General features: G+C 44.1%; 21 protein-coding genes. 15 read left to right on the plus strand and 6 right to left on the minus strand.

The features are described 5' to 3' along the window. The first annotated feature begins 19 nt into the window (after positions 1-19). On the plus strand, positions 20-907 hold the full coding sequence (locus G7092_RS12580; protein ID WP_166089784.1) for a 1-aminocyclopropane-1-carboxylate deaminase/D-cysteine desulfhydrase: 888 nt from the start codon (positions 20-22) through the stop codon (positions 905-907). Between the two features lie 63 nt (positions 908-970). Here the strand turns inward: G7092_RS12580 and G7092_RS12585 are convergent, their stop codons facing one another. The 4 genes from G7092_RS12585 to G7092_RS12600 all read right to left on the minus strand — a co-directional run bounded on the left by G7092_RS12585 (position 971) and on the right by G7092_RS12600 (position 7,134). Beyond that, positions 971-2,368: a glycosyl hydrolase family 18 protein gene (locus G7092_RS12585; RefSeq protein ID WP_166089787.1), complete on the minus strand. Its 1,398-nt coding sequence runs from the start codon at positions 2,366-2,368 to the stop codon at positions 971-973. A gap of 82 nt (positions 2,369-2,450) precedes the next feature. After that, a complete protein-coding gene (locus G7092_RS12590; RefSeq protein ID WP_166089789.1) occupies positions 2,451-3,869 on the minus strand; it encodes a glycosyl hydrolase family 18 protein in 1,419 nt (472 codons plus the stop codon). A gap of 697 nt (positions 3,870-4,566) precedes the next feature. After that, positions 4,567-5,892, minus strand: coding sequence for an SGNH/GDSL hydrolase family protein (locus tag G7092_RS12595; protein ID WP_166089792.1), 1,326 nt, complete (start codon positions 5,890-5,892; stop codon positions 4,567-4,569). A gap of 18 nt (positions 5,893-5,910) precedes the next feature. Continuing rightward, positions 5,911-7,134, minus strand: a complete 1,224-nt coding sequence (locus tag G7092_RS12600) for an OmpP1/FadL family transporter (RefSeq protein WP_166089794.1) — start codon at positions 7,132-7,134, stop codon at positions 5,911-5,913. A 242-nt stretch (positions 7,135-7,376) separates the two neighbouring features. On the opposite strand from G7092_RS12600, the gene G7092_RS12605 reads away from it, so the two are divergent. From G7092_RS12605 to G7092_RS12665, 13 genes are all read left to right on the plus strand, one after another. Next, a complete protein-coding gene (locus G7092_RS12605) occupies positions 7,377-8,285 on the plus strand; it encodes a helix-turn-helix domain-containing protein (protein WP_166089796.1) in 909 nt (302 codons plus the stop codon). Between the two features lie 239 nt (positions 8,286-8,524). Beyond that, the gene (locus G7092_RS12610) at positions 8,525-9,646 is read left to right on the plus strand and encodes a tetratricopeptide repeat protein (protein ID WP_166089798.1); all 1,122 of its coding nucleotides are present in this window, start codon (positions 8,525-8,527) and stop codon (positions 9,644-9,646) included. A 389-nt stretch (positions 9,647-10,035) separates the two neighbouring features. After that, entirely contained in the window at positions 10,036-11,832 is a 1,797-nt protein-coding gene (locus G7092_RS12615; protein ID WP_166089800.1) for an acyl-CoA dehydrogenase FadE, read from the plus strand. Positions 11,833-12,099: 267 nt separating this feature from the next. Continuing rightward, complete coding sequence (locus tag G7092_RS12620; RefSeq protein WP_166089802.1) at positions 12,100-12,843, plus strand: electron transfer flavoprotein subunit beta/FixA family protein; 744 nt, start codon at positions 12,100-12,102, stop codon at positions 12,841-12,843. A gap of 115 nt (positions 12,844-12,958) precedes the next feature. After that, entirely contained in the window at positions 12,959-13,936 is a 978-nt protein-coding gene (locus G7092_RS12625) for an electron transfer flavoprotein subunit alpha/FixB family protein (protein ID WP_166089804.1), read from the plus strand. A 174-nt stretch (positions 13,937-14,110) separates the two neighbouring features. Next, positions 14,111-14,569, plus strand: a complete 459-nt coding sequence (locus G7092_RS12630) for an acyl-CoA thioesterase (protein ID WP_202985264.1) — start codon at positions 14,111-14,113, stop codon at positions 14,567-14,569. A gap of 2 nt (positions 14,570-14,571) precedes the next feature. After that, a complete protein-coding gene (locus G7092_RS12635; RefSeq protein WP_166089806.1) occupies positions 14,572-14,832 on the plus strand; it encodes an acyl-CoA-binding protein in 261 nt (86 codons plus the stop codon). Between the two features lie 395 nt (positions 14,833-15,227). Further along, positions 15,228-15,680, plus strand: coding sequence for a DUF2147 domain-containing protein (locus G7092_RS12640; protein WP_166089808.1), 453 nt, complete (start codon positions 15,228-15,230; stop codon positions 15,678-15,680). Between the two features lie 122 nt (positions 15,681-15,802). Continuing rightward, entirely contained in the window at positions 15,803-18,178 is a 2,376-nt protein-coding gene (locus tag G7092_RS12645; protein WP_166089810.1) for a 3-hydroxyacyl-CoA dehydrogenase/enoyl-CoA hydratase family protein, read from the plus strand. Positions 18,179-18,299: 121 nt separating this feature from the next. After that, on the plus strand, positions 18,300-19,475 hold the full coding sequence (locus tag G7092_RS12650; protein WP_166089813.1) for an acetyl-CoA C-acyltransferase: 1,176 nt from the start codon (positions 18,300-18,302) through the stop codon (positions 19,473-19,475). A gap of 155 nt (positions 19,476-19,630) precedes the next feature. Continuing rightward, positions 19,631-21,442 carry an AMP-dependent synthetase/ligase gene (locus G7092_RS12655; RefSeq protein ID WP_166089815.1) on the plus strand — a complete coding sequence of 604 codons (1,812 nt, stop codon included), beginning with the start codon at positions 19,631-19,633 and terminating at the stop codon, positions 21,440-21,442. A gap of 181 nt (positions 21,443-21,623) precedes the next feature. Further along, positions 21,624-22,394, plus strand: a complete 771-nt coding sequence (locus G7092_RS12660) for an enoyl-CoA hydratase/isomerase family protein (protein ID WP_166089817.1) — start codon at positions 21,624-21,626, stop codon at positions 22,392-22,394. 171 nt (positions 22,395-22,565) lie between these two features. Further along, positions 22,566-23,450, plus strand: coding sequence for an SDR family oxidoreductase (locus tag G7092_RS12665; RefSeq protein ID WP_235953820.1), 885 nt, complete (start codon positions 22,566-22,568; stop codon positions 23,448-23,450). A 31-nt stretch (positions 23,451-23,481) separates the two neighbouring features. Here G7092_RS12665 and G7092_RS12670 read toward each other — a convergent pair whose 3' ends face one another. Both G7092_RS12670 and G7092_RS12675 read right to left on the minus strand, forming a co-directional pair. Continuing rightward, positions 23,482-23,901, minus strand: coding sequence for a hypothetical protein (locus tag G7092_RS12670; RefSeq protein WP_166089820.1), 420 nt, complete (start codon positions 23,899-23,901; stop codon positions 23,482-23,484). Between the two features lie 75 nt (positions 23,902-23,976). Continuing rightward, positions 23,977-24,684, minus strand: coding sequence for a hypothetical protein (locus G7092_RS12675; RefSeq protein ID WP_202985265.1), 708 nt, complete (start codon positions 24,682-24,684; stop codon positions 23,977-23,979). Between the two features lie 218 nt (positions 24,685-24,902). On the opposite strand from G7092_RS12675, the gene lat reads away from it, so the two are divergent. Next, the gene (lat, locus tag G7092_RS12680) at positions 24,903-26,234 is read left to right on the plus strand and encodes an L-lysine 6-transaminase (protein WP_166089823.1); all 1,332 of its coding nucleotides are present in this window, start codon (positions 24,903-24,905) and stop codon (positions 26,232-26,234) included. The last annotated feature ends 178 nt before the right edge of the window (positions 26,235-26,412 follow it).

Here is a 26,412-nt window from a genome sequence, read left to right on the forward strand (position 1 = left end):
AGCTACTTGATACTAAACAATGAATATCGATCTTGAAATTTTTAGTCCGGTTCAGCCCATCAGCAACCCGCTGTTTGAGGAACATGGCGTAAAAGTTTTTCTGAAACGCGACGACCTGATACATCCCATGATATCGGGCAATAAATGGCGCAAACTAAAATACCTGCTTAAAACCACGCAAAGCCAGGGCAAAAATCACCTGGTAACCTTTGGCGGCGCTTATTCCAATCATTTATTGGCCACGGCAGCGGCAGCAGCGCGTTTTGGCTTTAAAGCCACCGGCATTGTACGCGGCGAACAAGTAAATAACGATACCCTGTTTTTATGCAAACTGCACGGCATGCAATTAATATTTACCGACAGGGATAGCTATCGCGATAAACCTGCCCTATTTGCTCAGTACTTCAGCGACGATAACGACGCTTTTTTTATTGACGAAGGCGGCGCTTCACCAGAAGCCGCCCTGGGTTGTGCCGAGCTGGTTAATGAACTTACCGAAACTTATGATCATATTTTTTGCGCTTGTGGTACGGGTACTACAGCAGCCGGCATTATCAATGGGTTAAACAATCATCAGTTTAAAACCCGGTTTCACGCGGTTCCTGTATTTAAAAATGGTGATTTTATTCGGGAGGAGATCAATCGCTTTCTGACCACTCCTACCGACTATGATCTCCATACAGATTACCATTTTGGTGGTTATGGTAAGGCCGACGACCAGCTGATTAATTTTATTAAAAAATTTGTATCGGCTACCGGCATCGTGATCGAGCCGGTGTATACCGGTAAAATGATGTACACCCTTTATGATCTGATTGGCAAAGGGCATTTTAAACCCGGCAGCAAGATCCTGGCCATTCATAGCGGGGGAATCTGGGGTTTATTGGGCATGAAAGATAAATTTTGATCCTATAAAAAATGCCTGGCTCCGAAACCAGGCATTCCATTGATAATTAATATATGGGATTGTTTAGTTGCCTACTGTAAAGGCTTCCCATCCCGAGGCTGTAGCACGGGTACAGGTCATGGCCTGGGTACCGTTTTCACTGCTGATAAATTTACCGTTGTTACCCCGCAAGGTTACTTTGCCATCACTGGTAGCTACCCAGTCGAATTTTTCCCAATCGCTTGCCGTAGTACGGTTACAGGTGATAGCCTGGGTTCCGTTTTCTGAGGATACATATTTGCCCATGCTGCGCAAGGAGATTTTGCCTCCGCCGGCATCAATTACGGTAAAATGTTCCCAATCGCCGGCAGTGGTACGGGTACAGGTCATGGCCTGGGCACCGTTTTCGCCGCTCACATAAGCATTGTTAAACCCTTTTAATGATATCACCGAACCAATCGGCGGATTTGAGCCGGTTGGAGGTGTGGTACCACCCGAAAGCTGATCGTAAATAGCCGAAAGCAATGAATTTGCCCCGGTAGCATCCTGTGATAGTTCCCATATCATGATACCACCACCTTGACTAAGCGCCAATGATGTTTTACTTTTAATGGTTGGGATACCATTATAGCCTATGCCATTCCAGGTATCTGAATTTGGGCTGCCACCGCCTGCCAGAATATCGGCATACGAAGTATAGGGCTCCCTGCCATAAAAAGGTACGCCCAATATGGCTTTTGCTTTTGGCAGGCCACGGCCAATCCAATAGTTTAACGAGGTTTGAGCCAGTGAATATGGCGAGTGATTAGGTCCGTCGCCGTCATAGGCCATCAGGTTCAGGAAATCGACATAACCAAAAACATTGGCATTGATGGATGAGCCATCGCTGGAAATTACAGCTGCTGTTAACAGCTTACCCTGGTTATGCAGAGCAGTACTTAACTGCTGCATCAGAGCCGAATAATTATTGGCCGAAGCTCCGTCGTTGGGATACTCCCAGTCAATATCTGCGCCATCCAGATTATACTGGTTCACCATGTTCAGTACATTGTTAACAAAAGTGGTACGGGTACCTGAATTGGCGGCAAGAGATTCAAAACCACTGTCGTCGCCGTTATTCCACCCGCCTATCGAGATTGATACTTTAACACCATTGGCATGGGCGGTGCTTACCAGGCTTTGCAGTTTGGAAACATTGTCAATGGCGCCCAATCCGCCTGAACCATTAGGTATTACAAACGCGTAATTGATGTGGGTAAGCTTGGAGTACTGAACCTGATTAACAGCGCCCGCCCAGCTGGGCAAGTAACCTACAACCTTAAAGCCTGCGGGAATAGCCGAGGTACCTAATTGCCTGTTGGGTACATCCGGTGAAGGGGTTGGAGCAGTAGGTGAAAAATTGTTGTCTTTTCGACAAGAAGAAAGTGCCAGAAGCACCGCAGCCACACAAAGTAGCAGGAACGAGTTAAACTTTGTTTTCATAAATGAATAGATTAGTGGTTAGTTAGATATAGTTAATTCATACCGGCGGTGAGTCGCCGGTATGAATCAGGAGTAGTTTGATTTAATTACCTACGGTAAAAGCTTCCCAGCCAGAGGCAGTAGCACGGTTACAGGTCATGGCCTGGGTACCGTTTTCGCTGCTGATGAATAAACCATTATTGCCGCGCAGGGTTACTTTACCATCGGAAGTTGCTATCCAGTCGAATTTTTCCCAATCGCTGGCTGTGGTACGGTTACAGGTAATGGCCTGAGTACCGTTCTCTGACGATACATATTTGCCCATACTGCGTAAGGATATTTTGCCTCCGCCGGCATCAATCACGGTGAAATGCTCCCAGTCGCCGGCTGTGGTGCGGGTACATGTCATGGCTTGTGTACCATTTTCGCCGCTTACAAACGCGTTATTAAAGCCTTTGAGCGATATTACGCTGCCAATGGGTGGGTTGCTCCCTGTTGGAGGAGTAGTACCCCCGTGTGCTACAATGACATTATGAATGGTTGAAAGCAAGGAGTTTGCTCCTGTAGCATCGCCGGCCAGTTCCCATATCATCATACCACCCACACCCTGGGTAAAACACAGATTGGTTTTGTTGGTAATGGTTGGGATACCATTATAGCCGTAATTTTGAAAGGTATCTGAATTGGGGCTGCCGCCAAGAGCCAATACATCATTATAGTTTTTGGTGATATAATCGCCCCTGTTGTCGCGTGCGTAGAAAGGCACACCTAAAACAGTTTTTTCCAATGCCAGACCGCGACCGCTCCAGTAGTTCAAACAGTCAACTGCCGATTGATAGGTAGAATGCTGAAAGTTATTATCATCATAATCCATAATATTTAGCCAGTCGACAGAAGTCATCGTGGTGCTCGTTACATAAGTAGCCCCGGTTGAAATAACAGCCGCCGATGTCAATTTACCAATACCGTGCATCGCATTAGCTAATTGCTGCATCATCAAAGCAAAATTGTTGGCTTCGGTACCAGCCGAAGGGAATTCCCAGTCGATATCCACACCATCCAGATTATTCTGATTTACATAGTTAACCATCGTATTCACAAATGCGGTGCGTAAGCTTGCGCTTGCTACTATGGTATGAAAAGCATCACCGCCGCCACCGCCACCAACAGCAATAAGCGCCTTTATACCGTTATTGTGTGCCAGCGTGGTCATACTGGCCAATTTGCCGGGATTATCAATGGAGGTTAAGCCACCGCTGGTTGTGGGAGAAATAAAAGCATAAATAATATGCGTTAATTTAGTGTACTGAACGGCATTTACATCGCCTTCCCAACTGGGCAGATAGGCTACTACTTTAAATGTGGCAGCAGTTACCGCGTTGGTGCTCTGTTTACCTTTTGACGCGGCGTCATTGTTGTTGACAGGCGCAAAATCGGCGCGGTTATCTTTTTTACACGATGATAAGGCAAATAATACCGAAAATACTCCGAGAAGCAGAAAAGAGTTAAAATTTAATTTCATAAGTTAAGAGTTAAGTGGTTAATAATGTATTTATGATTGGTTAGTACGCTATTTCAATAAAAAGGCACCCTTTTAGCAGGTATTTTGCGTGCTTATGATATCAATTATTGATATCAATAGTTATAGTAATAAGCAATTCAGGGTATGTTTTATAGAAGTAAATCTAATGTAATATTTTATTATAAATAGCTTAAAAACAGCACAATACGCTTCAATAACAAGTATTGTAGTGCTTTTGTAGGGTATCATTACGATAAGTATATTATAAATATTAATGAAAAATATTTTTCCTGATACGCCTGGCTCACAGTTTACTTATTAGTTAAGGAGCAGTAAATCAAAATGACTTAAGAAAGGAATACCCCATCAAAAGGTAGCTGCCCGGCTTATCAGGCTAAAACCATGTCTCAGAGTGGGCTCACCCGGTCTACGCTTCGCTGGACCACCCTCTCTTCGGCTTCGCCGGAAAGAGGGGATTTGAAAGGTTTATCTCCACGCGTCATTGCGAGGTACGAAGCAATCTCCTCAGAACAATCATATACGATCTGCAAATCGGGGATTGCTTCGTACCTCGCCATGACGCGTTTGCAACAATTCGTAATGATGTCCGGGTAATCAGACATGCCATCAACAAAAAAAGCCGTTCTCTTTTCAGAGAACGGCTGGGGTAAGATCAGTAATAGTTATTTGAATATTTTTATGGGAATTTAACTCCTCTGTAGCTGGAAACATTAGCCAGCGGTATAGAAGCGTTATATTGTTTATTGATAGCTTTAATAAACTCATTTGCCACAACGGCATATCCACGGGGTGTTAAATGTATTCCATCTAATGAAAATATACCACCGCTGATATAAGCTGAGCTCAGGTTTACTCCATTAACAACTAATCCGTTAGCTTTTACATTATTTAAGAAAGCATAAGCATCAAATACAGCCAAACCCTTTGATGAAGCCACTGATTTAATGGTTGCATTGTAGGAGTTTACATAATCCTGTGTCATCGCTACTTCTCCCTGGTCAAGTACGTATTTATCATCAATCGGAGTATATGGGGTTAAACCGTATGGAAGAGGTCCGGCGGGTGTATTCACCGGTTGCCCGATCATACTGGTTGGAAAAGTAAGAACGATCAAGTCGGCTGCTGTAGCTACTCTTGGCGAATGGGTACCATCTGCATTAAGCGCATTAATAACCAAAGCCTTCGCTGCCGGATTGACTTTTTGTACACCGGCTAAAATAGCGCCAACGGTTACCGTATTAAAATAAGGCACGGCAGTAACATCAGGAATGGTAGCAACAGCGCCTTTTTGCCCGTTTTGGGTTAATTTAGCAATGGATACATTATACAACTGCGAAAACACGGCTTTATCGGTTAACACATCACCGGCGCCACCACTTGTGGCATATAGTAAGGCATCGTTATTACCCAGCCAGTCTGTGAAAAAAGTGTAAGGCTTAGCCGTTACAAAATCAAGATAAGTAGTGGTGTTGGTTGGCGAATTACCAGGCAGCAAGCGCTCAAAATAACCATTCAGGTTACCATAAGGCGCATATGTAATTTGCTGTAACTTAATGCCCGGTACACCATAGTTGTTAATATCACCAGTATATTTAGTGTAAAGGATCACGTTACCAAAACCAGGTATCGTAATTTGGCCTCGTATCGCCAGATTTGAGGTCACCTGCTCTGTTTTTGGTGTACCATCTGCATTAAAACCGGCTAACCTTAAATAACCCGATCCATTGGCCTGATCGGCACTGAACAATGGTTGGGTAAACGCACCGCCACCCACTTTTTGCATTTGTGCTGCGATAATACTTGGATAGGAGTTTTGCTGGCCTTCCAGGTACAAACCGCCATCGGCATAGCCTGCGGTAAGGGAGTTACCCACCGAAATGTATCTTGAAAAATCGGCCGTTCCGCGCGTAGGCGTGGGGGTATTGATATTGGTTTTACAGGCGCCAAAGCCCAGTAAACCAGTAACTAAAAATATATGTAAATATGATCTGTAAGTTTTCATTTGATTAGAATTTAAATATTACCAGTGATAAGCAAGCGATAAACCGGGGATGTAAACATTGGTTTTAAACGTTCCCGATAACTGCGACTCGATATTTGTTTGCGTGCGCGCATCAAGATGTTCGTACTCAAATGAAGCATCCAGATCAAGATTTTTGGTTAATTTATAACCCAGACCAGCTGTTAAATAATAGCGATTGGCATCAGGCGCCTCCGGGGTAACATAGCCGTCCCTAACAGCGGTAGTTACGTAACCACCGCCACCGCGTACAAATATTTTATCAGTGGCTTTATATTCGGCACCTGCCCGGTAGCTCCATCCGTTTTTATAATTGCGGGGCGAGTAGGTATCCTGTAATGTTGGTGTGTTTTTGGCATAATCAAAACCAAGCGTTTTGTACACATCCCACTTGGTAAAGTTCACATCTACAGCCAATGTCCATTTGTTTGATGGCTTGTATCCTAACCCAATAGAAGATGTGGAAGGTAAGGGAAGCGTAGTGGTAAATGTATTAGGTTGTGGGAAGCTGCTTTGTAATGAAGACGGTACATTGAAAATAGCATCGCCATTTTTCACAGTAGTATTTACCTGCGAACGGTAATCAAGCCCAATGGTTAAACCTATATTTGTTTTTAAGAAGGCACCTGCGTTCCAGCCAAATCCATGGCCATTGCCCTTCAATTGGGCCTGCCCGTCCTGACCTGATGAATTAGACACCGGAATGGCCCTGGTCAGATCAACTGTACCATGATTATAAACAAACCCTGCACCCAAACTCAGGAAATCTGTTACTCTATAGCTCACCGTTGGCTGAAAATAAATAGCTTTCAGATTCAGGCTTTCGAGCGAATACTTTCCTGCCCAATCTTGCCCCCAGTCGGTTAAACCACCGTATGGAGTATAAACACCTAAACCAATCTTCCATCGGGCATCTTTTGGCCCCCAAACACCATAAGCTGTAAATGGTGTGGCTATTTTGTTTTTGGTACGAAACTGATCTGTGGTACCGCTGGGGTTAAAGTCCGACTTAAACAACAGCGGACTCATGCCGGCCTGTACATAATTTTGTGGCAGCATAGCAACAGCGCCCGGGTTAAATAATACGGAGGCACCATCCTGCAGCAAGCCGGTCCCGGTATGGCCCATACCGATTTGTTTCTGTCCGTGAAGATTAACCTGGAAACCCTGGCCAAATGCAATAGCAGGCATTATTGCAAATAGCAATAGTATAAGTTTTCTCATGAGTAAAATATAATTGGTTTATAATATGCCGCTTGCTTTGAGAGAACAAGGCGGTATTTATTTAAAAAATAAAATTAAGCTGCTTTGAAAGGAAAAAAAGGGCTATAATGCGGAGGTATTGGTCAAAAAGTCGGAGAAAGCTTAATTCATAGTATAATTAATACCAATACTATTAAATATTATTACCGTTTAATTAACAGTTTTCATCAATTATTAGACAATAAAATCATATCTTTCCATACATGAATAAGAATGCCAGATACGTGAGCAAGAAGATCGCTCAGCTTAGCCTTTCCAAATTTGCCGACCTTTATGCAGACAAACGCGTAAGCCCTGAATTTTTTATTGCCGACGAAAAACAACTACTCAGTTTAAGCGAATATCCATACCGCTCCGACGGTTATATCATAGGCATTTGTACCCGCGGACATGCGCTGGTAGAAGCCAATTTGCAGGTTTATGAAGCCAAACCTGATGCTATGCTGTTGGCTACCCCTTTTCATATTTTAAGGATCTATAACAGCAGCGAAGATTTTTTATGTCGCTTCATCGTTTTCTCCAAAGCTTTTTTAACCGAAAACAATGTGAACAGTCACTTCCTGGAGTCGTTCAGTTATTTTAAAAGTGCCTCGCTCCCCGTGATCTACCCCGATCATGAGGATGCTAAAATGTTGCTTGATATTTACCTGCTGATGCAGCAAAAGCTGGAACGGGAACATCATCCCTACCGCATGGAAATATCCCGCAGTATGCTTACCACAATGCTGTACGAGGTTGAATCTATTTACGAAAAGCAGCATGTGATGATCAAAGGCAAGCAAACCCGTAAGCAGGAATTAAACGTGCTGTTTCAGGAACTGGTTTTTCATCATTACAAAGAGCATCGCAACGTGCAATATTATGCCGACTCATTGTATGTATCGCCCAAACACCTTACCGAAACCATTAAGGAAGTAACCGGTCGTACTGCCGGCGAATGGATAGACGATGCCGTGGTACTCGAGGCCAAAGTGTTGCTCCGTAACCATGATATCAGCATAGCCCGCGTGGCCGAAAACATTCATTTTCCTGATCAATCATCCTTTGGTAAATACTTTAAAAAACATACCGGCATGTCGCCTTCTGATTACAGAGTGGTTACCGGGCATTAAAGGCCATCTGAATCAGAATTCTACTTTTTCCGTCAAGCATGTTGGTTTATCGAGATTCCCCTCTTGAGAGGGGAATCACACTACCCTTAGCTCTTTTTTAGTCTTCTAAACACCTGTTGATCGCAGACGGGCGTAAGGTAAAATTTCGTTTTTAGTAACCTCAATTAACAAATTCAACAGTTTTGTGTTATCTCAGTTATAGTACAAAGAAACAACTACAATAATCTCCATATCACAAAATGAAAAACAGGAAATCATTCATAAAACTCCTGACAACAATCACCTGCCTGGTTGTTGTAGCATCATCTGCTTATGGTCAGTCGGCGAAAAACCAACAGGCAGAAAGTTACAAAAAGGGAAAAGAGGATTTTACTAAGGGAAATTTTGATGAGGCCATCAATCATTTTCAGGATGCCATAAAACTTAGTCCCACAGATTCAGCCTATTATGGTTTGGGTCATGCTTATCTCTTAAAAGGAGATGATCAAGACGCGCTCCAGGCATTAAACAATGCACTGCAGCTCAATCCAAAATTTGCTTTAGTGTATAGCGTTCGCGGTTATCTTCACCGCAAGCACAATGAGGTAGATTTGGCTATCAGCGATTATACAAAAGCCATTGAACTTAACCCGCAGCTGTTAGAAAATTATACCAACAGACAAGAAGCCTACATGTACAAAGGCGATTTTAAACTGGCTATTAACGACTTCAACAAAATAATTGAGCTGGACCCAAAAAGTGAACCGGCTTTTCGTGGGCGTGGCTATGCTTATCTTTTAATTAAAGATCCGGCTAAAGCGATTGCAGATGCAACCAGGGCTATTGAATTGAATCCTAATGATTCTGAAGCTTATAAGCTTAGGGCAAGTTCTTATATGGCCATGGATAATGATTATGATAAGGCCATAGCAGATTACACCAAAGCCATCGAGCTAAGCCCCAAAGATGATGGAAGTTATAACAACCGCGGAGCAGTACACTTTCTGAAAAACGACTTTAAACTAGCGATTGCTGATTACACCAAGGCCATTGAACTGAACCCTAAAACTGCTGATTATTATGGCAGTCGCGGAAAGGTTTATACCCGTGATGGAAAATATGACTTAGCAAAAAAAGATCTGGACAAAGCTATTGAGCTTGATCCGATGAACGGGGAAAACTATTACGTTCGCGGAAGAGGCTATGCCCTTATCGGAAAAAATGAACTCGCGCTCAAAGATTATACAAAAGCCATTGAATTGAGTCCTAATGATCCCAAAGCTTATGAATACCGGGGAAAGATTTATGAGCAAACAGGAGAAAAGCAATTGGCCGAAGCAGATTTGAATAAAGCCAAAGAATTGAAAAGTAATAATTTGTGAAAGATCAAATCATGGTTTACATGAAAATCCATAATTTGACGATAAAAAATATATAAAATATTGATTATCAAATATATAAATAAAAATCAATTACAAATTATGTAAACCATGTAAACCCACTTTTAATGCCTATCCAGGGCCTCCCTATTCATTCCACCATTCCCTCTTTCCGACTTTTTGACCAATACCTCCGCATTGCTGCCCTTTTTTTCGGTGGGCAACGCTTCTAATTTTACTTTTGATTATAAAACCAACAAAAACAAGTATCTGCTTAGTATCAAGTAGCTAGTATCAAGTATCAAGATACCTGCATTTGTTTATAGGATGCTTATTAAGAGTCGTGATACTTGATACTAGCTACTTGATACTAAGTATAAAACTTCATAACTATGAGTGAAACTGAATCAATAAAAGCCTTAAAAGGAGGTGAGTTCCTGATCAGGGAAACACAGGCTGATAGTGTTTTCATTCCGGAAGAATGGAACGAAGAACAACTGATGATTGCGGAAACCTGTACCAATTTTTTGGCGCAGAATGTAGCTCCCAATTTAGCTCGTATTGACGATCAGGAAGAGGGCCTGATGCCCCATCTGATGGAAGAGGCCGGAGCACTTGGGCTGTTGAGCATCTCCATCCCCGAAGAATACGGCGGCTTTGGTAAAGATTTTAAAACCTCCATGCTGGTTACCGAAAAGCTGGGTGCAGGTAACTCATTTTCCGTGGCATTTTCGGCCCATACGGGTATTGGCACGCTGCCTATTTTATATTACGGCACTGATGCCCAGAAAGAAAAATACATCCCTAAACTAGCCAGCGGTGAGTGGAAAGGTGCCTATTGCCTTACCGAACCAGGCGCTGGCTCTGATGCCAACTCGGGCAAGGCCCGGGCAAAACTTTCGGCCGATGGCAAACACTACCTGCTCACCGGTCAAAAAATGTGGATCACCAATGCCGGTTTTGCCGATGTTTTCACTGTATTTGCCAAGATTGATAACGATGAAAACCTGAGTGCTTTTATCGTAGAAAAAGGTTTCGAAGGCCTATCTCTCAATACCGAAGAACACAAAATGGGTATCAAAGGCAGTTCAACCCGCCAGGTATTCTTTAACGATTGTAAAGTACCCGTTGAAAATCTGCTGTCCGAAAGACAGAACGGTTTCAAAATAGCGGTTAACATCCTCAACCTCGGTCGTATCAAATTAGGTGGTGCCACTGTAGGAGCCAGTAAAGAAGTCATTACAGCAGCCATCCGCTACGCCAATGAGCGTGAGCAGTTTGGCAGACCGATCTCTAAATATGGCGCTATCCGTTATAAGATTGCACAGCAGGCTATCCGCACCTACGCGTCCGAATCGGCTATATATCGTGCCAGCCAAAACATGGAAGAGGCTACCGAAATGTACGAAGCATCGGGTATGGACGCCATCCAGGCTAAACTAAAAGGAACCGAACAATTTGCCATCGAGGCGGCTATTATTAAAGTACATGCATCAGAAACACTGGATTATGTGGTTGACGAAGGTGTACAAATTTATGGCGGTATGGGTTATAGCGCCGAAGCGCCGATGGACCGTGCATATCGCGACTCACGCATCAACCGCATTTTTGAAGGTACCAACGAAATTAACCGGATGCTTACCGTAGATATGATGCTGAAACGCGCGATGAAAGGTGAGCTCGATCTGATGGGTCCTGCCCAAAAAGTAGCAGGCGAACTGATGAGCGTGCCTGATTTTGGAGGCTCAGATGATGAAGGTTTGTTCACTCACGAGAAAAAATATATAGCCAATTTCAAAAAAGCCATTTTAATGGTGGCCGGCTCGGCAGTACAAAAACTGATGACCCAGCTGGGTAAAGAGCAGGAAGTACTGATGTACCTGGCCGATATGCTGATAGAACTTTATGTAAGCGAATCATTACAGCTACGGGTTGAAAAATTGGTAAGCATGAAAGGTGAAGACGCCGTTAAAGAGCAATTGGATATCATGCGGGTTTACATCAACGATGCAGCCGGCAATATAGCCAAGGCTGGTCGCGAAGCTATCAATTCATTTGCCGATGGCGACGAACGCCGCATGATGCTGATGGGCCTGAAACGCTTCACCAAAACCGAAGATATCAACACCACCCAGGCCCGCAGAAACATTGCGGCCAAACTGATCGAAGAAAATAAATATTGCTATTAACGACAACCCCGACCTCTCCAGAGGAAAGGGAGTGCTATGCACTCGACGCTTCCCGACAAGAGGACCGAGATTCTCCCCTACCAGGCCGGTGGGGAGAACCGAGGGGCTTTTTAAGAGAGACAGGAATATAAGAAATAAGAATCAAGAGACAAGAATCAAGACAGCCACAGTAAGATATGGTATGTTTTTATCCAGGTTCTTGGCTCTTATCTCTTGACTCTTAACCCCTATCTCTTGATTCCAAACCCGCATAACCTAAGATAAAACATGAAGATATTAGTGTGTATAAGTCAGGTGCCGGATACCAGCACCAAAATTGTACTAAAAGATAATAATACAGCAATCAATAACCAGGGTGTTACTTTTGTAATAAACCCATACGACGAATGGTACGCCCTGGTGCGTGCCCTGGAACTGAAAGAAGCAGGAATAGCCAGCGATATACACTTGGTAACTGTGGGCAAGGCAGATACTGAGCCGGTGATCCGCAAAGCGCTGGCGCTAGGTGGCGACGAAGCCATCCGCATAGATGCCGACAGTCACGATCCTTACGAAACCGCTAATTATATAGCCGAATATGCCAAAACCGTAGGCTACGATCTGATATTATGCGGTAAAGAATCCATAGATTATAACAACGGAGCTGTAGGCGCCATGCTGGCCGAACTGCTGGATACCGATTATATCGGCTTTGCCAGTGACATCCAGATAGAAGGCAATACCGCTACCGTAAAACGCGAAATAGAAGGTGGCGAAGAAACCGACACCTGCAGCCTGCCCGTGGTGATTGCCTGCCAGAAAGGCGTTGCCGAGGCCCGGATACCCAACATGCGTGGTATTATGGCCGCCCGTACCCGTCCGCTAAAAGTGGTTACACCAGGAACCGTTGGTTCGGTAACCGAAATTTTATCCTACGAATTGCCACCAGCAAAAGCCGGTATAAAAATGGTTAGTGCTGATAATATGGATGAGTTGGTAGAATTGCTTCACGCGGAAGCGAAGGTGATATAATTTAATTAGTGAATTATTGATTTAGTGAATTAGTGATTTTTCAAAATCTAAAGTAATCTCACAAGAGAACCCTCTCCTTTGGAGAGGGCAGGGTGAGGCTTAAAATCTATAAAAAATGTCTGTAATTGTATTGGTAGAACATACCGAAGGAAATATAAAAAAGAAAAGTCTGGAAGCCGTGCAGTATGCTGCCGGCATCGCCCAAAAAACGGGCACAACAGTGAGCGCTGTTGTATTAGGCACTCTTGCCGATAGCGAAATGGAAAACCTGGGCCAATACGGCGCTCAAAAAGTGCTCCATGTTGCCGATGCCCGTTTGGATGAATTGCACGCCCGGGCCTATACCAGCGCTTTAATAGCTGCGGCTCAAAAAGAAGGCAGTAAAATCATCATCGCTTTACATGATATTAATGGGCGTGCGGTTGCACCACGTTTATCGGCCAAATTAAAGGCGGGTTTGGTAGCAGGCGCGCTCTCCTATCCCGATCTGGATAAAGGCTTTGTGATCAAAAAAGCGGTATTCTCGGGCAAGGCATTTGCCTTTGTGAATATCACCAGTGATGTAAAAGTGATCACCCTGATGCCAAACACTTTTCAATTAAACAAAGGCGAAGGCAAAGCCACTATTGAAAAACTGGATGTGAACTTTGGCGATAAAGATTTTGGGGTGAAGGTAAAAGAAGTGAATCTGATCAAAGGTGAGATTCCACTGGCTGATGCGCAGCTGGTAGTATCGGGCGGTCGTGGCATGAAAGGTCCCGAAAATTGGGGACTGATCGAGGATCTGGCCAAAGAACTGGGCGCCGGCACCGCCTGCTCCCGTCCTGTGGCCGATGCACACTGGCGTCCGCATCATGAGCATGTGGGTCAAACCGGCGGTACGGTAAGACCTAATCTTTACATAGCCGTAGGTATTTCGGGTGCTATCCAGCATTTGGCGGGGGTTAATGGTTCAAAAACTATCGTGGTGATCAACAAAGATCCAGAGGCTCCATTTTTTAAAGCGGCCAACTACGGTGTGGTGGGCGATGCGCTGGAAATTTTACCGCGCCTTACCGAAGCCGTGAAGAATTTTAAACAAAACCATAAGTAAAGCCTCACCTCTTTTGAAGGGCAATGACTAAGGAAAAGACATAACAAATAAAAAAGAGGTGTCACCCTGAGCTCCGTCTAACGGTTGAGCGCAGAGGCCTGCCCACCATGCTTCGACGGAGCTCAGCATGACAGCCTTTTTGAAAAGCCGTCGCTAACATAAATAAGTAAAACGATGAATATTTATTATGAAGGACAAGTAATATGGGCGCAGTTGGACGCCAACCAACACATGCGGCATTCGGCGTATGCGGATGTTGCCGCGCAGGCCAGGTTAAATTTGCTGGAGAGCCTGGGCTCGATGCCCACCAAACTTTTCGAACTCAAAATAGGCCCCGTGTTGTTTAAGGAAGAATTGAACTATCTGCGCGAGATCACCATTAATGATCATGTCAAAGTTACCTGTGAAGTGATCAGTTCAAGGGCCGATAGTTCGCGCTGGACGTTCAGGCAGGAAGTATACCGTGGCGATGGCGTTAAAGCCGCCGTGATTATAGTACAAGGTGCCTGGATAGATACCGTAAAACGCAAACTAACCCCATTACCACCTGAACTAAGCGAATTATTTACCAAAGCGCCCAAAAGCGACGATTATGTGGAAGAACTCCCCAAATCACAAAATCAAAATAAATAAATATGGATCAAAAAGAGCTTTTTGAAAATGCAGTAGCAAACAGTAAAACTTTACCCGCCAAACCCGATAATGAAACGCTGTTGCGCTTATATAGTTTATACAAACAAGCCACCGAAGGCGACATCAACACAGAGAATCTTCCGGGGATGTTTGATTTTGTAGCCAAGGCTAAATATGATGCCTGGTTAAATTTAAAAGGTATTACGGCTGATGATGCCCGCCGGCAATACATTGATCTGGTAAGCAGATTGTCAGGAAAGTAAAGTGCCGTAAAATAATCGCGGAAAACCCCTATCTTTAAATAAACCAATTTACAGCAGCACAAATAGAATTTCCGAAATTTTGACAAATGTTTCCGCCATTTGGCCCTTTGTTAAGATTCGCCAAAAAGGATATTTGTTTACTGTAAATGAGAAGCAAGAATTAAGAGCCAAGAATCAAGAAATGGAAATAGCCAGCAAATTGCTGTTTGTCTTGATTCCTGATTCTAATATCTTGATTCTTTAAAAGAACCAATACTAAATTATTTTTTTAACCCTGTCGCTTAATTGTATTTGTCTCCTGCAAAAAGGATGCTGATTTGCCGTTGTATATATGGTGATTTGGCGGCTTTAAAAAAGACATATTTAATTATCCGGCAATAGCATCAAAAAAAGCCATGTCATCACCTAAAAAGCATTTCGCCCGTTTTGTATTCATCTTGCTTGCAGTAGTATCTGTAAACTTAGCCGCCAAAGCCCAGACCGATAAAATTGAGGGGGTTTGGTATAACGATATCAAAAGCGCCAAAATACAGATCAGCAAGGGTACAGACGGTAAGTTTAACGGTAAAATAATATGGCTTAAGGAGCCGCTCAAAAACGGTAAACCTAAAGTTGATGAAGAAAACAAAGACGAAAAGCTGCGCACCAGGCCTATCATAGGTTTACACATCCTGGAAGGTTTTGTACCCGATGGTGACGACAAATATACCGATGGCAAGATCTATGATCCTAAAAACGGCAAAACCTACTCCTGCAATATCACTTACAAAGGCAAAACATTATCAATCCGCGGCTACATCGGCGTATCGCTGTTTGGCCGCACAACCGTTTGGGAACGGACGGAATAAACTTTCGTATCAAGTAGCTAGTATCAAGTATCACGACTAAAACAAATATTTAACAGCCAGTAAAATCTTGATACTTGATACTAGCTACTTGATACTAATACCAACTACTTGATACTAATCTTATGAAACGAATAATAAAAAAAGTAGCCGTTCTGGGCTCGGGTGTAATGGGCAGCCGTATTGCTTGTCATTTCGCCAATATCGGGGTGCAGGTACTGCTATTGGATATTGTACCCAAGGATGCCCTCGCAGGCGATAAAAAAGTCCGCAATAAAATTGTTAACGACGCGCTTGATTTTGCTTTAAAATCAAACCCGTCGCCTATCTATCTTAAATCATTTGCCCGTCGCATCAGCACCGGTAATTTTGAGGATGATATGGCCAAAATTGCCGAATGCGATTGGGTTATAGAGGTAGTAGTGGAACGTTTGGATATCAAACAACAGGTATTTGAAACGGTCGAAAAACACCGCAAGCCGGGCACGCTCATCACCTCCAACACCTCAGGTATCCCTATCCATTTGATGACCGAAGGCCGCAGCGATGATTTTAAAAAGCATTTTTGCGGTACCCACTTTTTTAACCCGCCGCGGTATTTAAAACTATTGGAGATCATCCCTACAAAAGATACATTACCCGAAGTGGTCGACTTCCTGATGGAATATGGCGAGAAGTTCCTGGGTAAAACCACCGTATTGGCTAAAGATACTCCTGCCTTTATCGGCAACCGCATCGGTGTGTTCGCCATCATGAGTATTCTGCATTATGTCGAAAAAACCGGCATGACGGTAGAAGAGGTCGACAAGCTGACTGGCCCGGTTATCGGTCACCCTAAATCAGCTACCTTCCGTACCAATGATGTGGTGGGTTTGGATACCATGGTTCATGTGGCCAACGGCCTCAGCAAAAACGCGCCCGATGATGAGGCAAAAGATCTGTTCGTTATTCCCGAATTTGTGAACGGCATGCTGAAAAACAACTGGCTGGGCAGCAAAACCGGTCAGGGTTTTTATAAAAAAGAAAAGGTAGATGGCGCCAATCAGTTCTTCGCGCTCGATCTGAAAACGCTGGAGTATAAACCATCGCAAAAGGTAAAATTCCCGGTATTGGATATCACCAAAACGGTAGATAACTTAAAGGAACGTTTAAAAATCCTGTTGGCCGCAAAAGATAAAGCCGGTGATTTTTACCGCAGCACTTTTTACCAGCTTTTTGCCTACGCCAGTAACCGCATTCCAGAAATTGCCGATGAGCTTTATAAAATAGATGCTGCTGTTACCGCCGGTTTTGGCTGGGAAATAGGCCCCTTTGAAAAGTGGGATGCCCTTGGCGTTGCCGATACCGTGAAAGCGATGGAAGCTGCAGGCAACAAACCTGCTCAATGGGTTTATGATATGCTGGCCTCCGGTGCTCAAAGCTTTTACAAGATAGTCGACGGTAACCGTCAGTATTATGATATCGCCTCCAAAACATATAAGGTGATTCCGGGTACCGAGAATTTTATACTGCTGAACAATATCCGTGAAGCCAATACCATCTGGAAAAATACGGGCACTACCATTACCGATATCGGCGATGGTATCATCAACCTGGAGTTCCACACCAAGATGAACACCATTGGCGGCGATGTGATAGAGGGCATCAACAAAGCTATTACCCTGGCCGAGAAAAGCTATAAAGGCCTGGTGATCTCGAACGAAGGCGCCAACTTTAGCGCTGGTGCCAACGTGGGTATGATATTTATGATGGCCGTAGAGCAGGAATTTGACGAGCTCAACATGGTGATTAAAGCTTTCCAAACGGCCATGATGCGCATCCGGTATTCATCCATTCCGGTGGTGGCGGCTCCGCATCAGATGGCCCTGGGTGGCGGCTGTGAGCTTTGCCTGCATGCCGACAAGGTAGTTGCCCATGCCGAACTATACATGGGCTTGGTAGAATTTGGCGTAGGCCTGATCCCCGGTGGCGGAGGTACCAAAGAATTCGCCTTGCGCCTGTCGGACGAGCTTCAGGATGGCGATATCGAACTCAACAACTTCCGCGACCGCTTCCTCACCATCGGTCAGGCTAAAGTATCTACCTCGGCGTATGAAGCATTTGAACATGGCTATCTGAAAAAAGGCCGCGATGTGGTAGTAGTATCACAAAACCGTCTGCTGGCCGAAGCCAAACAGCATTGTCTGCAACTGGCCAATGAGGGCTATGTACAACCTGTTCAGCGTACTGACATCAGGGTACTGGGCAAACAGGCTTTGGGCCTGGGTTATGTAGGCGCCAACACCATGTACAGCGGCAATTACATCAGCGAGCATGACGTAAAGATTTCGCAAAAATTAGCCTACGTACTGGCTGGCGGCGATCTGTCGCAACCCTCATTGGTGAGCGAAGAATATTTGCTGGGCCTGGAGCGGGAAGCCTTTGTTTCCCTCTGCACCGAGCGCAAAACGCTGGAACGTATCCAGTCGATCATAACAGGAGGTAAAGTGTTAAGGAACTGAGCCCCACCCAAACCCTCCCCTAAAGGGAGAGGGCTTAAAAAAAACAGGGTTTAGAAATAGATAATTTAAAAAAAACAAAAAGTCTCCCCCTTCAGGGGGAGATTTAGAGGGGGCTAAAAATATGGACGCATACATAGTGGCTGCAAGCCGCAGCGCAGTTGGAAAAGCAACCCGGGGAGGCTTCAGGTTTACCCGGCCGGATACTCTTGCCGCAGATGTGATTAAACATCTCATGGCATCGGTACCTAATGTGGATAAGGAACAAATAGAGGACGTGATTGTGGGGAATGCTACGCCCGAGGCCGAGCAAGGCTTGAACGTGGGCAGACTGATATCGCTCATGGCGCTGGATACTGATAAAGTACCCGGCATGACCGTAAACCGTTATTGCGCATCGGGACTGGAAACCATTGCCATTGCATCGGCCAAGGTACATAGCGGCATTGCCGATTGTATCATTGCCGGCGGTGTAGAGAGCATGAGTCTGCTGCCTATGGGCGGCTGGCGTGTGGTGCCTAATGCCGATATAGCCCTGGCTCATCCCGACTATTACTGGGGTATGGGTTTAACCGCCGAAGCCGTAGCCAAAGAGTATAAAGTTGGCCGCGAAGAGCAGGACCAGTTTGCTTATAACTCGCACCAGAAAGCCATAAACGCTATTAAAGAAGGAAAATTTAAAGACGAGATAGTAGCCGTAAATGTGACCGAAACTTATGTGGACGAGACCGGCAAAAAGAAAAACCGCGACTTTAAAGTAGATACCGACGAAGGCCCGCGTGCCGATACTTCCCTGGAAGCATTGGCCAAGCTAAAACCGGTATTTGACGCCAAAGGTGTGGTAACCGCAGGCAACTCATCCCAAACAAGTGATGGAGCAGCCTTTGTTATGGTAGTAAGTGAACGCTTTTTAAAAGTTAATAACTTAAAACCTATAGCCCGGTTGGTAAACTATGCCGTTGCTGGTGTACCGCCACGCATTATGGGTATCGGGCCGCTGGTGGCCATTCCTAAAGCTTTGAAACAGGCAGGCATGAAACAGCAAGACATCGACCTGATCGAACTTAACGAAGCCTTTGCATCACAGTCCCTGGCGGTTATTAAAGGTTTGGATCTGGATATCGATCGCATCAACGTTAATGGTGGAGCCATTGCCCTGGGTCACCCGCTGGGTTGTACCGGTGCCAAACTATCCGTACAGCTTTTTAACGAATTGAAACGCAGAGACAAAAAATACGGTATGGTGACCATGTGCGTAGGCACCGGACAAGGCGCAGCGGGCATTTTTGAATTATTATAGTTTTAGGTAGTATCAAGTAGCTAGTATCAAGTATCAAGACTTTGGAATACTTTATACATTACGCAGGTGTCTTGATACAAGCTACTTACTAAATAAAACCCAATATACAAGACTAGTGTCTTGATACTTGATACTAACTACTTGATACTAAAAAAATGGAAAAAGTGGCAAGATTGTTTGATTGCATGGAGATTCAGGCCCGGGAGCCCCGGACCGATCTGTTAAATGCCAAGGAGAATGGTTTATGGCGAGCCTACAGCACACAGGAAACGCATACCCTCATCTACCAGTTAGCCATAGCCCTGTTAGATATGGGTGTTTCGGGCGGTGATGGCACTACCGAAAGTCGTGATAAAATTGGTCTCATCAGCAATGGTCGGCCCGAATGGCTTATTACCGATCTGGCCGTACAGCAAACCGGCGCTATCCTGGTACCTTTGTATCCCAACAGCAACCCGAAGGAACTGGAACAGATCCTGAATGAAGCCGAGGTAAAATACCTGTTCATCAGCAACCAGGAGCTATATGATAAAGTAAACGCCGTATGCGCCAATATCCCATCACTAAAGGCTATTTACACTTTTGATCACCTGGATAATTGCCCCAACTGGACGGTGTTACTAAAACCACTGCCAGAGGATTACCGCGACAGATTATCGGCAATCAGCAAAACCATTAGCGAGGATGACGTAGCAACTATTATTTACACATCGGGGACTACAGGCCGCCCTAAAGGAGTGATGCTTACCCATAAAAACATTGTAAGTAATGTGGTATCATCCGGCGAAGTGCTTAACCAGATTCCGATTGAACAGAAACAGGCGCTGAGCTTTCTGCCACTTAATCACATTTTCGAAAAAATGTGTACTTATATCTACCTCTTTTATGGTTTCTCCATTTCCTATGCCGAAAGCATGGATACCATTGGCGCTAACATGAAAGAGACCAAACCTTATATTTTCACCGCCGTACCCCGTCTGCTCGAAAAAGTATTCGAGAAGATTATGGCAGCCGGGCAGCAGCTCACCGGTATCAAAAAGAAGATCTTTTTATGGTCGATAAAGGTGGCTGAAGAATTCGAGATCGAAAATCAAAGTCTTTGGTATAAAATTAAACGGGCCATTGCCGATAAGCTGGTGTACAGCAAATGGCGCGAAGCCGTAGGCGGTAATGTAAAGGCTATCGTTATCGGTAGCTCTGCCTGCCCCATCAAGCTCGAAAAAATATTTACTGCCGCCGGCATGGTAGTGATGGAGGGTTACGGCCTTACAGAAACATCGCCGGTAATTGCGGTTAACTGCTATAATACCGGCCGCAAATTCGGCACCGTAGGCAAGCTGATCAGCGGTGTACAGGTTAAAATTGCCGAGGATGGCGAAATACTTTGCAAAGGGCCCAACATTACCGTGGGCTATTACAAAAACCCCGAAATGACCGCCGAGGTAATTAAAGACGGCTGGTTTAGCACCGGCGATATTGGCGAGCTGGACAAAGATGGTTTTCTGAAAATAACCGATCGTAAAAAGGAGATCTTCAAAACATCGGGTGGTAAATACGTGGCCCCGATGCCTATTGAAAATAAGATGAAAGAGAATCATTTTATTGAACAAATGATGGTGGTTGGCCCCGAACGGAAATTCACCGCGGCGCTCATCGTACCTTCGTACACCAACCTGGAACCCTGGTGCGCCAAAAACGACATCTCTTTTACATCGCACCAGGAACTCATCAGGGATCCACGGGTTATTGAACTTTACAAATCTATAGTTGATGGCTTTAACCCCGAGTTTAACCATGTAGAGCAGGTAAAAAAAGTGACTTTACTACCCGAAGAATGGTCGATTGAAAGTGGCGAGCTTACCCCTACCGGCAAAATGAAACGAAAAGTGATCATGGAAAAATATAAAACCGAAATTGACAGGATCTATTCCGGCGAAGAGCATGAAAACCCATCGCTGGTGCATTGATTTTAGTATCAAGTAGCTAGTATCAAGTATCACGACACTTTCCATATAAAATATTTAAATTCTTGATATCAATACTTGATACTAAAGCTATTCAGAGACTTACGAAGTTTTAAAAACTTCGTAAGTCTTCAATTACACAAATATCTTGATACTTGATACTAACTACTTGATACCTTAAAACATGACAACATTCCAATTAACGATAAACAACGGCCTGGCGATCTTAACATTGGATCGGGGCCGGTCAAATGCTATTAACCATCAGATGGTTAAAGAGCTGATAACCGCGGTACAAACACTAGAAAACGATACCAGTGTAGGCGGACTCATCATTACCGGCAAACCGGGATTCTTTTCATCGGGTATCGATCTGATTGAAGCTTATGACTATAATGAAGATCAAAGTCGCGCTTTGTGGACCGATTTCCTGTCGCTCCAACGGTCGCTGGTGGCTTTTAAGAAACCTATGGTAGCGGCGATAAGCGGCCATAGTCCGGCAGGGGGCTGCGTACTGGCCATTTGCTGCGATTACCGCATAATAGCCGAAGGCGCTTTTATTATCGGCTTAAATGAGATCCCGGTAGGCATTATTGTACCCGATAGCGTGGCTACCCTATACTCCTTTTGGCTGGGGCAGCGCAGGGCTTATCAATACCTGATGGAAGGCAAACTTCTGAAGGTAAATGAAGCGCTGGAAGTTGGTTTGGTAGATGAAGTAAGCGCCCCCGAAAGCCTGTTGACCACTGCCGAAAGAAAGATCAGAACTTACATGCAGCTTAATCCGGTTACCTGGAGCCAAAGCAAGCTAAACCTGCGTCACGAGCTCCTAACCAAGCTCAGCGCCGACCAAAGCACAGCCCTAAACCACATGCTGGCCCAATGGTGGGCACCCGAGGTACGCAAAGGTCTGCAGATGTTAATCCAGAATTTAAAATCAAAAAGTACAGCTTAAAAAAGAATCAAGAGATAAGAGTCAAGAATCAAGAAGATACTTACACCATAATCAAACTTACGAAGTTTTAAAAACTTCGTAAGTTTCTAATCGATCTAAAAACACGGAGTTTGAAAGATGTTTTTGTCTTAATTCTTAACTCTCGATTCTTGCCTCTCAAAAACAAAAAACATGAGCAATAGCACAGCAGTAACTACAGGTATGTTAAGGGACGATGCCCTGAAAGGAAAAACCATTATTGTAACCGGCGGCGGTACAGGCTTGGGTAAAGCCATGGGTACTTACTTTTTAAAACTGGGTGCCAATTTGGTGATCACGAGTCGTAAGTTGGAGGTACTGCAAAAAACCGCGGCCGAGATGGAGACCGAAACAGGTGGTAAAGTGTTAGCTATTGCCTGCGATGTACGTAATTATGATGACGTGCAAAAGATGCTAGAACAAAGCATAACCACGTTTGGCCGGGTTGATGCTTTGTTGAACAACGCGGCGGGCAATTTTATTTCGCCTACAGAACGCCTTTCGGCCAATGCTTTTTCGGCCGTTATTGATATTGTGTTGAAAGGCTCTGCCAATTGTTCGCTGGCTTTGGGCAAATACTGGATAGCCGAAAAAATTGCTGGTAGCATCCTCAACATTATCACCACCTATGCCTTCACGGGTTCGGCTTACGTAGTACCATCGGCTTGTGCAAAAGGCGGCGTACTGGCTATGACCCGTTCACTGGCGGTGGAATGGGGCCATCACGGTATCCGTACCAACGCTATAGCACCGGGCCCCTTCCCTACCAAAGGTGCATGGGAGCGTTTATTGCCCGGCGATATGGCGCAAAAGTTTGATTTTAAAAACCGCGTACCGCTGAAACGCGTTGGCGAGCATCAGGAACTGGCCAACCTGGCAGCATTCCTCGTATCTGATTTCTCGGGCTATATCAATGGGGAGGTAATCACTATAGACGGCGGCGAATGGCTGCAAGGCGCAGGCCAGTTCAGCGGTCTGGAAATAATACCCGACCAAATGTGGGACAGCATTGAACAGGCAACCCGCAAAGCGCAGTAGGTTTTAAACTCTAAAAACTAAGTTCTAAATTCTAAAAAATCAGGATGTTATTTAACATTTCATTGGCAACATTTTTTAAGGTAAATGCATTGAAAGTCAGAGTAATCACATAAAATAAAAAAAAGCCTAAAGGCGCATAATATTCACCATCTTTTATTAAACTAATCGAAATTACAGTTAGTATAATGATGGGTGCTATCAGACTCCGATAATAACTAAAGGTTACAGAGGTTAAATTATCTTGTAAATTAACGTCAAATTTCCCTCCATCCAATCGTCTCATAGCTTCAAAATTCCACATCAGTTTCCAGGGGCTTTCATCAAATTTCACACTATTATTAGTTATGTTAAGAACCCTGTATTTGTTTTGGTCTAACTCTACCTTTATCCTGTCAATTATAATTTCCGGGGCAAGACTAGTTGTTTGTGAAATTTTAAACTTTAATTTCATATAGATAAGATTCTTGGTAAAGTTACAAAATCATATTTTTTCAGGACCTCCATCTATGGGATAAGGACCGACCCCTCACTTCAAATCATCAATCCCCATCTGCGGCTGGTAACCCGAACTAAACGCGTTAACAACAGACTTAGGTGTTAACACCGTAACCTTTGTTGCAGGCAGCGGAGTCTCCGCCTCATACCCGAAGGGTGTCCAGCGCCAAATCACTTTATTGGCAAAAAGATAAGGGTTTCCGTCGATTTCAATAAATACACCCTTCGGCAAATCCTTAATAAAGCCTTCAAATGTTATTTTCCTGCCATCCTTACCAATCCGTTCCTGGTGTATAATCTCGTCTATTTCTCCGATATGTACTTTTGCATCAAATCCATACTCGGGGTTACCTTTGAGCCAGGCAGTTTTAAAACGGTTGGCATCATCCCTGCGGCATTCAAAACATGGCCTGTGACCAGCTGAAAATGCTGTAGCTTCATCAAAAAAGAACAATTCGGTGTACAAATTAGGCGCCATTACCTGCCGGTGCCTGCCTTTAAATTCCAGCACACAGATCAGCCAGGCCTTCAACTTAAAAGGGCGCAATATGGTTTTAGTATCGCCATGCAGCTGCCCGCGATTGCCTAACCAGGCCCCCCGGGCGCTCGTTTTAATGATATTTCCCTGCGGGTCGACACGATTTTGTAACATAGCGTATTTCTTAATAGCAGTTAGTATAGCTATCGGGTTATCCGAATTTACGATATACCCTTTGTTATCCCGAAACAAATTACTCATTATTTTCCAAGCATCTGGAGAATATCATTGTCGGATTTTGCGCATTATTTGGAGGCCCGGATAACAAAACGTGGTAGTCATCTCACTATACTACTTTTGGCTTTGGTACAAAAAGTAACTTTAAACAATTTAAAGTTACTTTTTCGTCAATCGGTTCAAAAACCGCCTAATTTTTATTTTTAGGCACATTTTAGTAAATTTGTATAAACCAAATTTATATGTACAACCTACTTGTTTCTCCCGAAAATGTGCAGGCTTCGTTACAGAAGCATGTACTTGCCGATGGCTTTGATCTTACGTTTGACATGGAAGAAAGTAAGGGTGTTTATATTTACGATGCTAAATATAACCGGACACTGCTTGATTTTTTCACCTGCTTCGCTTCCGTTCCTTTAGGCTATAATCATCCTAAAATGGTAAATGATGAAGAGTTCAAAAAAAACCTGATGCTGGCCGCGTTAACCAACCCGTCAAATTCCGACATCTACACCACACAATACGCGCAGTTTGTTGAAACTTTTTCGCGCGTGGGTATCCCGGATTACCTTCCGCACGCATTTTTCATCGCAGGGGGCTCATTAGCTATCGAGAACGCGCTTAAGGTTGCTATGGACTGGAAAGTACAGAAAAACTTTGCAAAGGGTTACACAAAAGAAAAAGGCCATAAAGTATTACATTTTGAAAACGCTTTTCATGGTCGCTCGGGTTATACTTTAAGCTTAACCAATACCCAGCCCAATAAAACAAAATGGTTTGCCAAGTTCGATTGGCCGCGGGTATCGGTACCACAAATAAATTTCCCTTACAGCGATGCCAATCATGACGACCTGGTACAAAGGGAACAGTTCTCCATCTCGCAGATCAGGACCGCCTTTGCCGAAAATAAGGATGATATATGTGCCATTATTATTGAGCCCATACAATCAGAAGGAGGCGACAACCATGTACGCAAAGAATTTCTGGAAAAACTACGGGAACTGGCCGATGAATACGAAGCCATGCTGATATATGACGAAGTGCAAACAGGCGTTGGCCTGACCGGCAAATTCTGGTGTCATGAGCATTTTGGTGAAAAGGCTCGTCCGGATATTTTGGCTTTTGGTAAAAAGATGCAGGTATGTGGCATACTTGCCAGCAACCGTGTTGACGAAGTAGAGAATAATGTTTTCCGGGTGTCATCGCGTATTAACTCTACCTGGGGTGGCAGCCTGGTAGATATGGTAAGATCGTCAAAGATCATGGAGATTATGGAAGAAGATAACCTGTGTGATAATGCTGCCAAAATGGGCGACTATTTGCAAGAGCAATTAGCCGATATAGCTTCCCGCACTCCCATTATCAGTAATGTTCGCGGTAAAGGCTTATTAACTGCTTTTGATTTTCCTGATAAAAATAAGCGGGATACTTTTATACAGCAAGGATTGCAAAATAATATCATGTACCTGGGATGCGGCGAAAAAAGCATTCGTTTCAGACCGGCGCTTATTATTGAAAAAGAGCACATTGACATCGGGCTAGCCATGCTTGAAAGAATATCGCACACTTTATAATAATTCAATAATATCGTTACAGGCAAATTGATTATTCAATAGAATAAACGCTTTTTGTATTTAATATGTGGCCAACCATGCTTCTGAAAGGGTGAAATGATACTTTTGAGGGGTAAAAAGGAGTGATATATTAATATATACTATTTTTTAGACAAAATACGCTATATTTTTAATTATT

The sequence above is a fragment of the Mucilaginibacter inviolabilis genome (genome assembly GCF_011089895.1).
Taxonomy (GTDB): domain Bacteria; phylum Bacteroidota; class Bacteroidia; order Sphingobacteriales; family Sphingobacteriaceae; genus Mucilaginibacter; species Mucilaginibacter inviolabilis.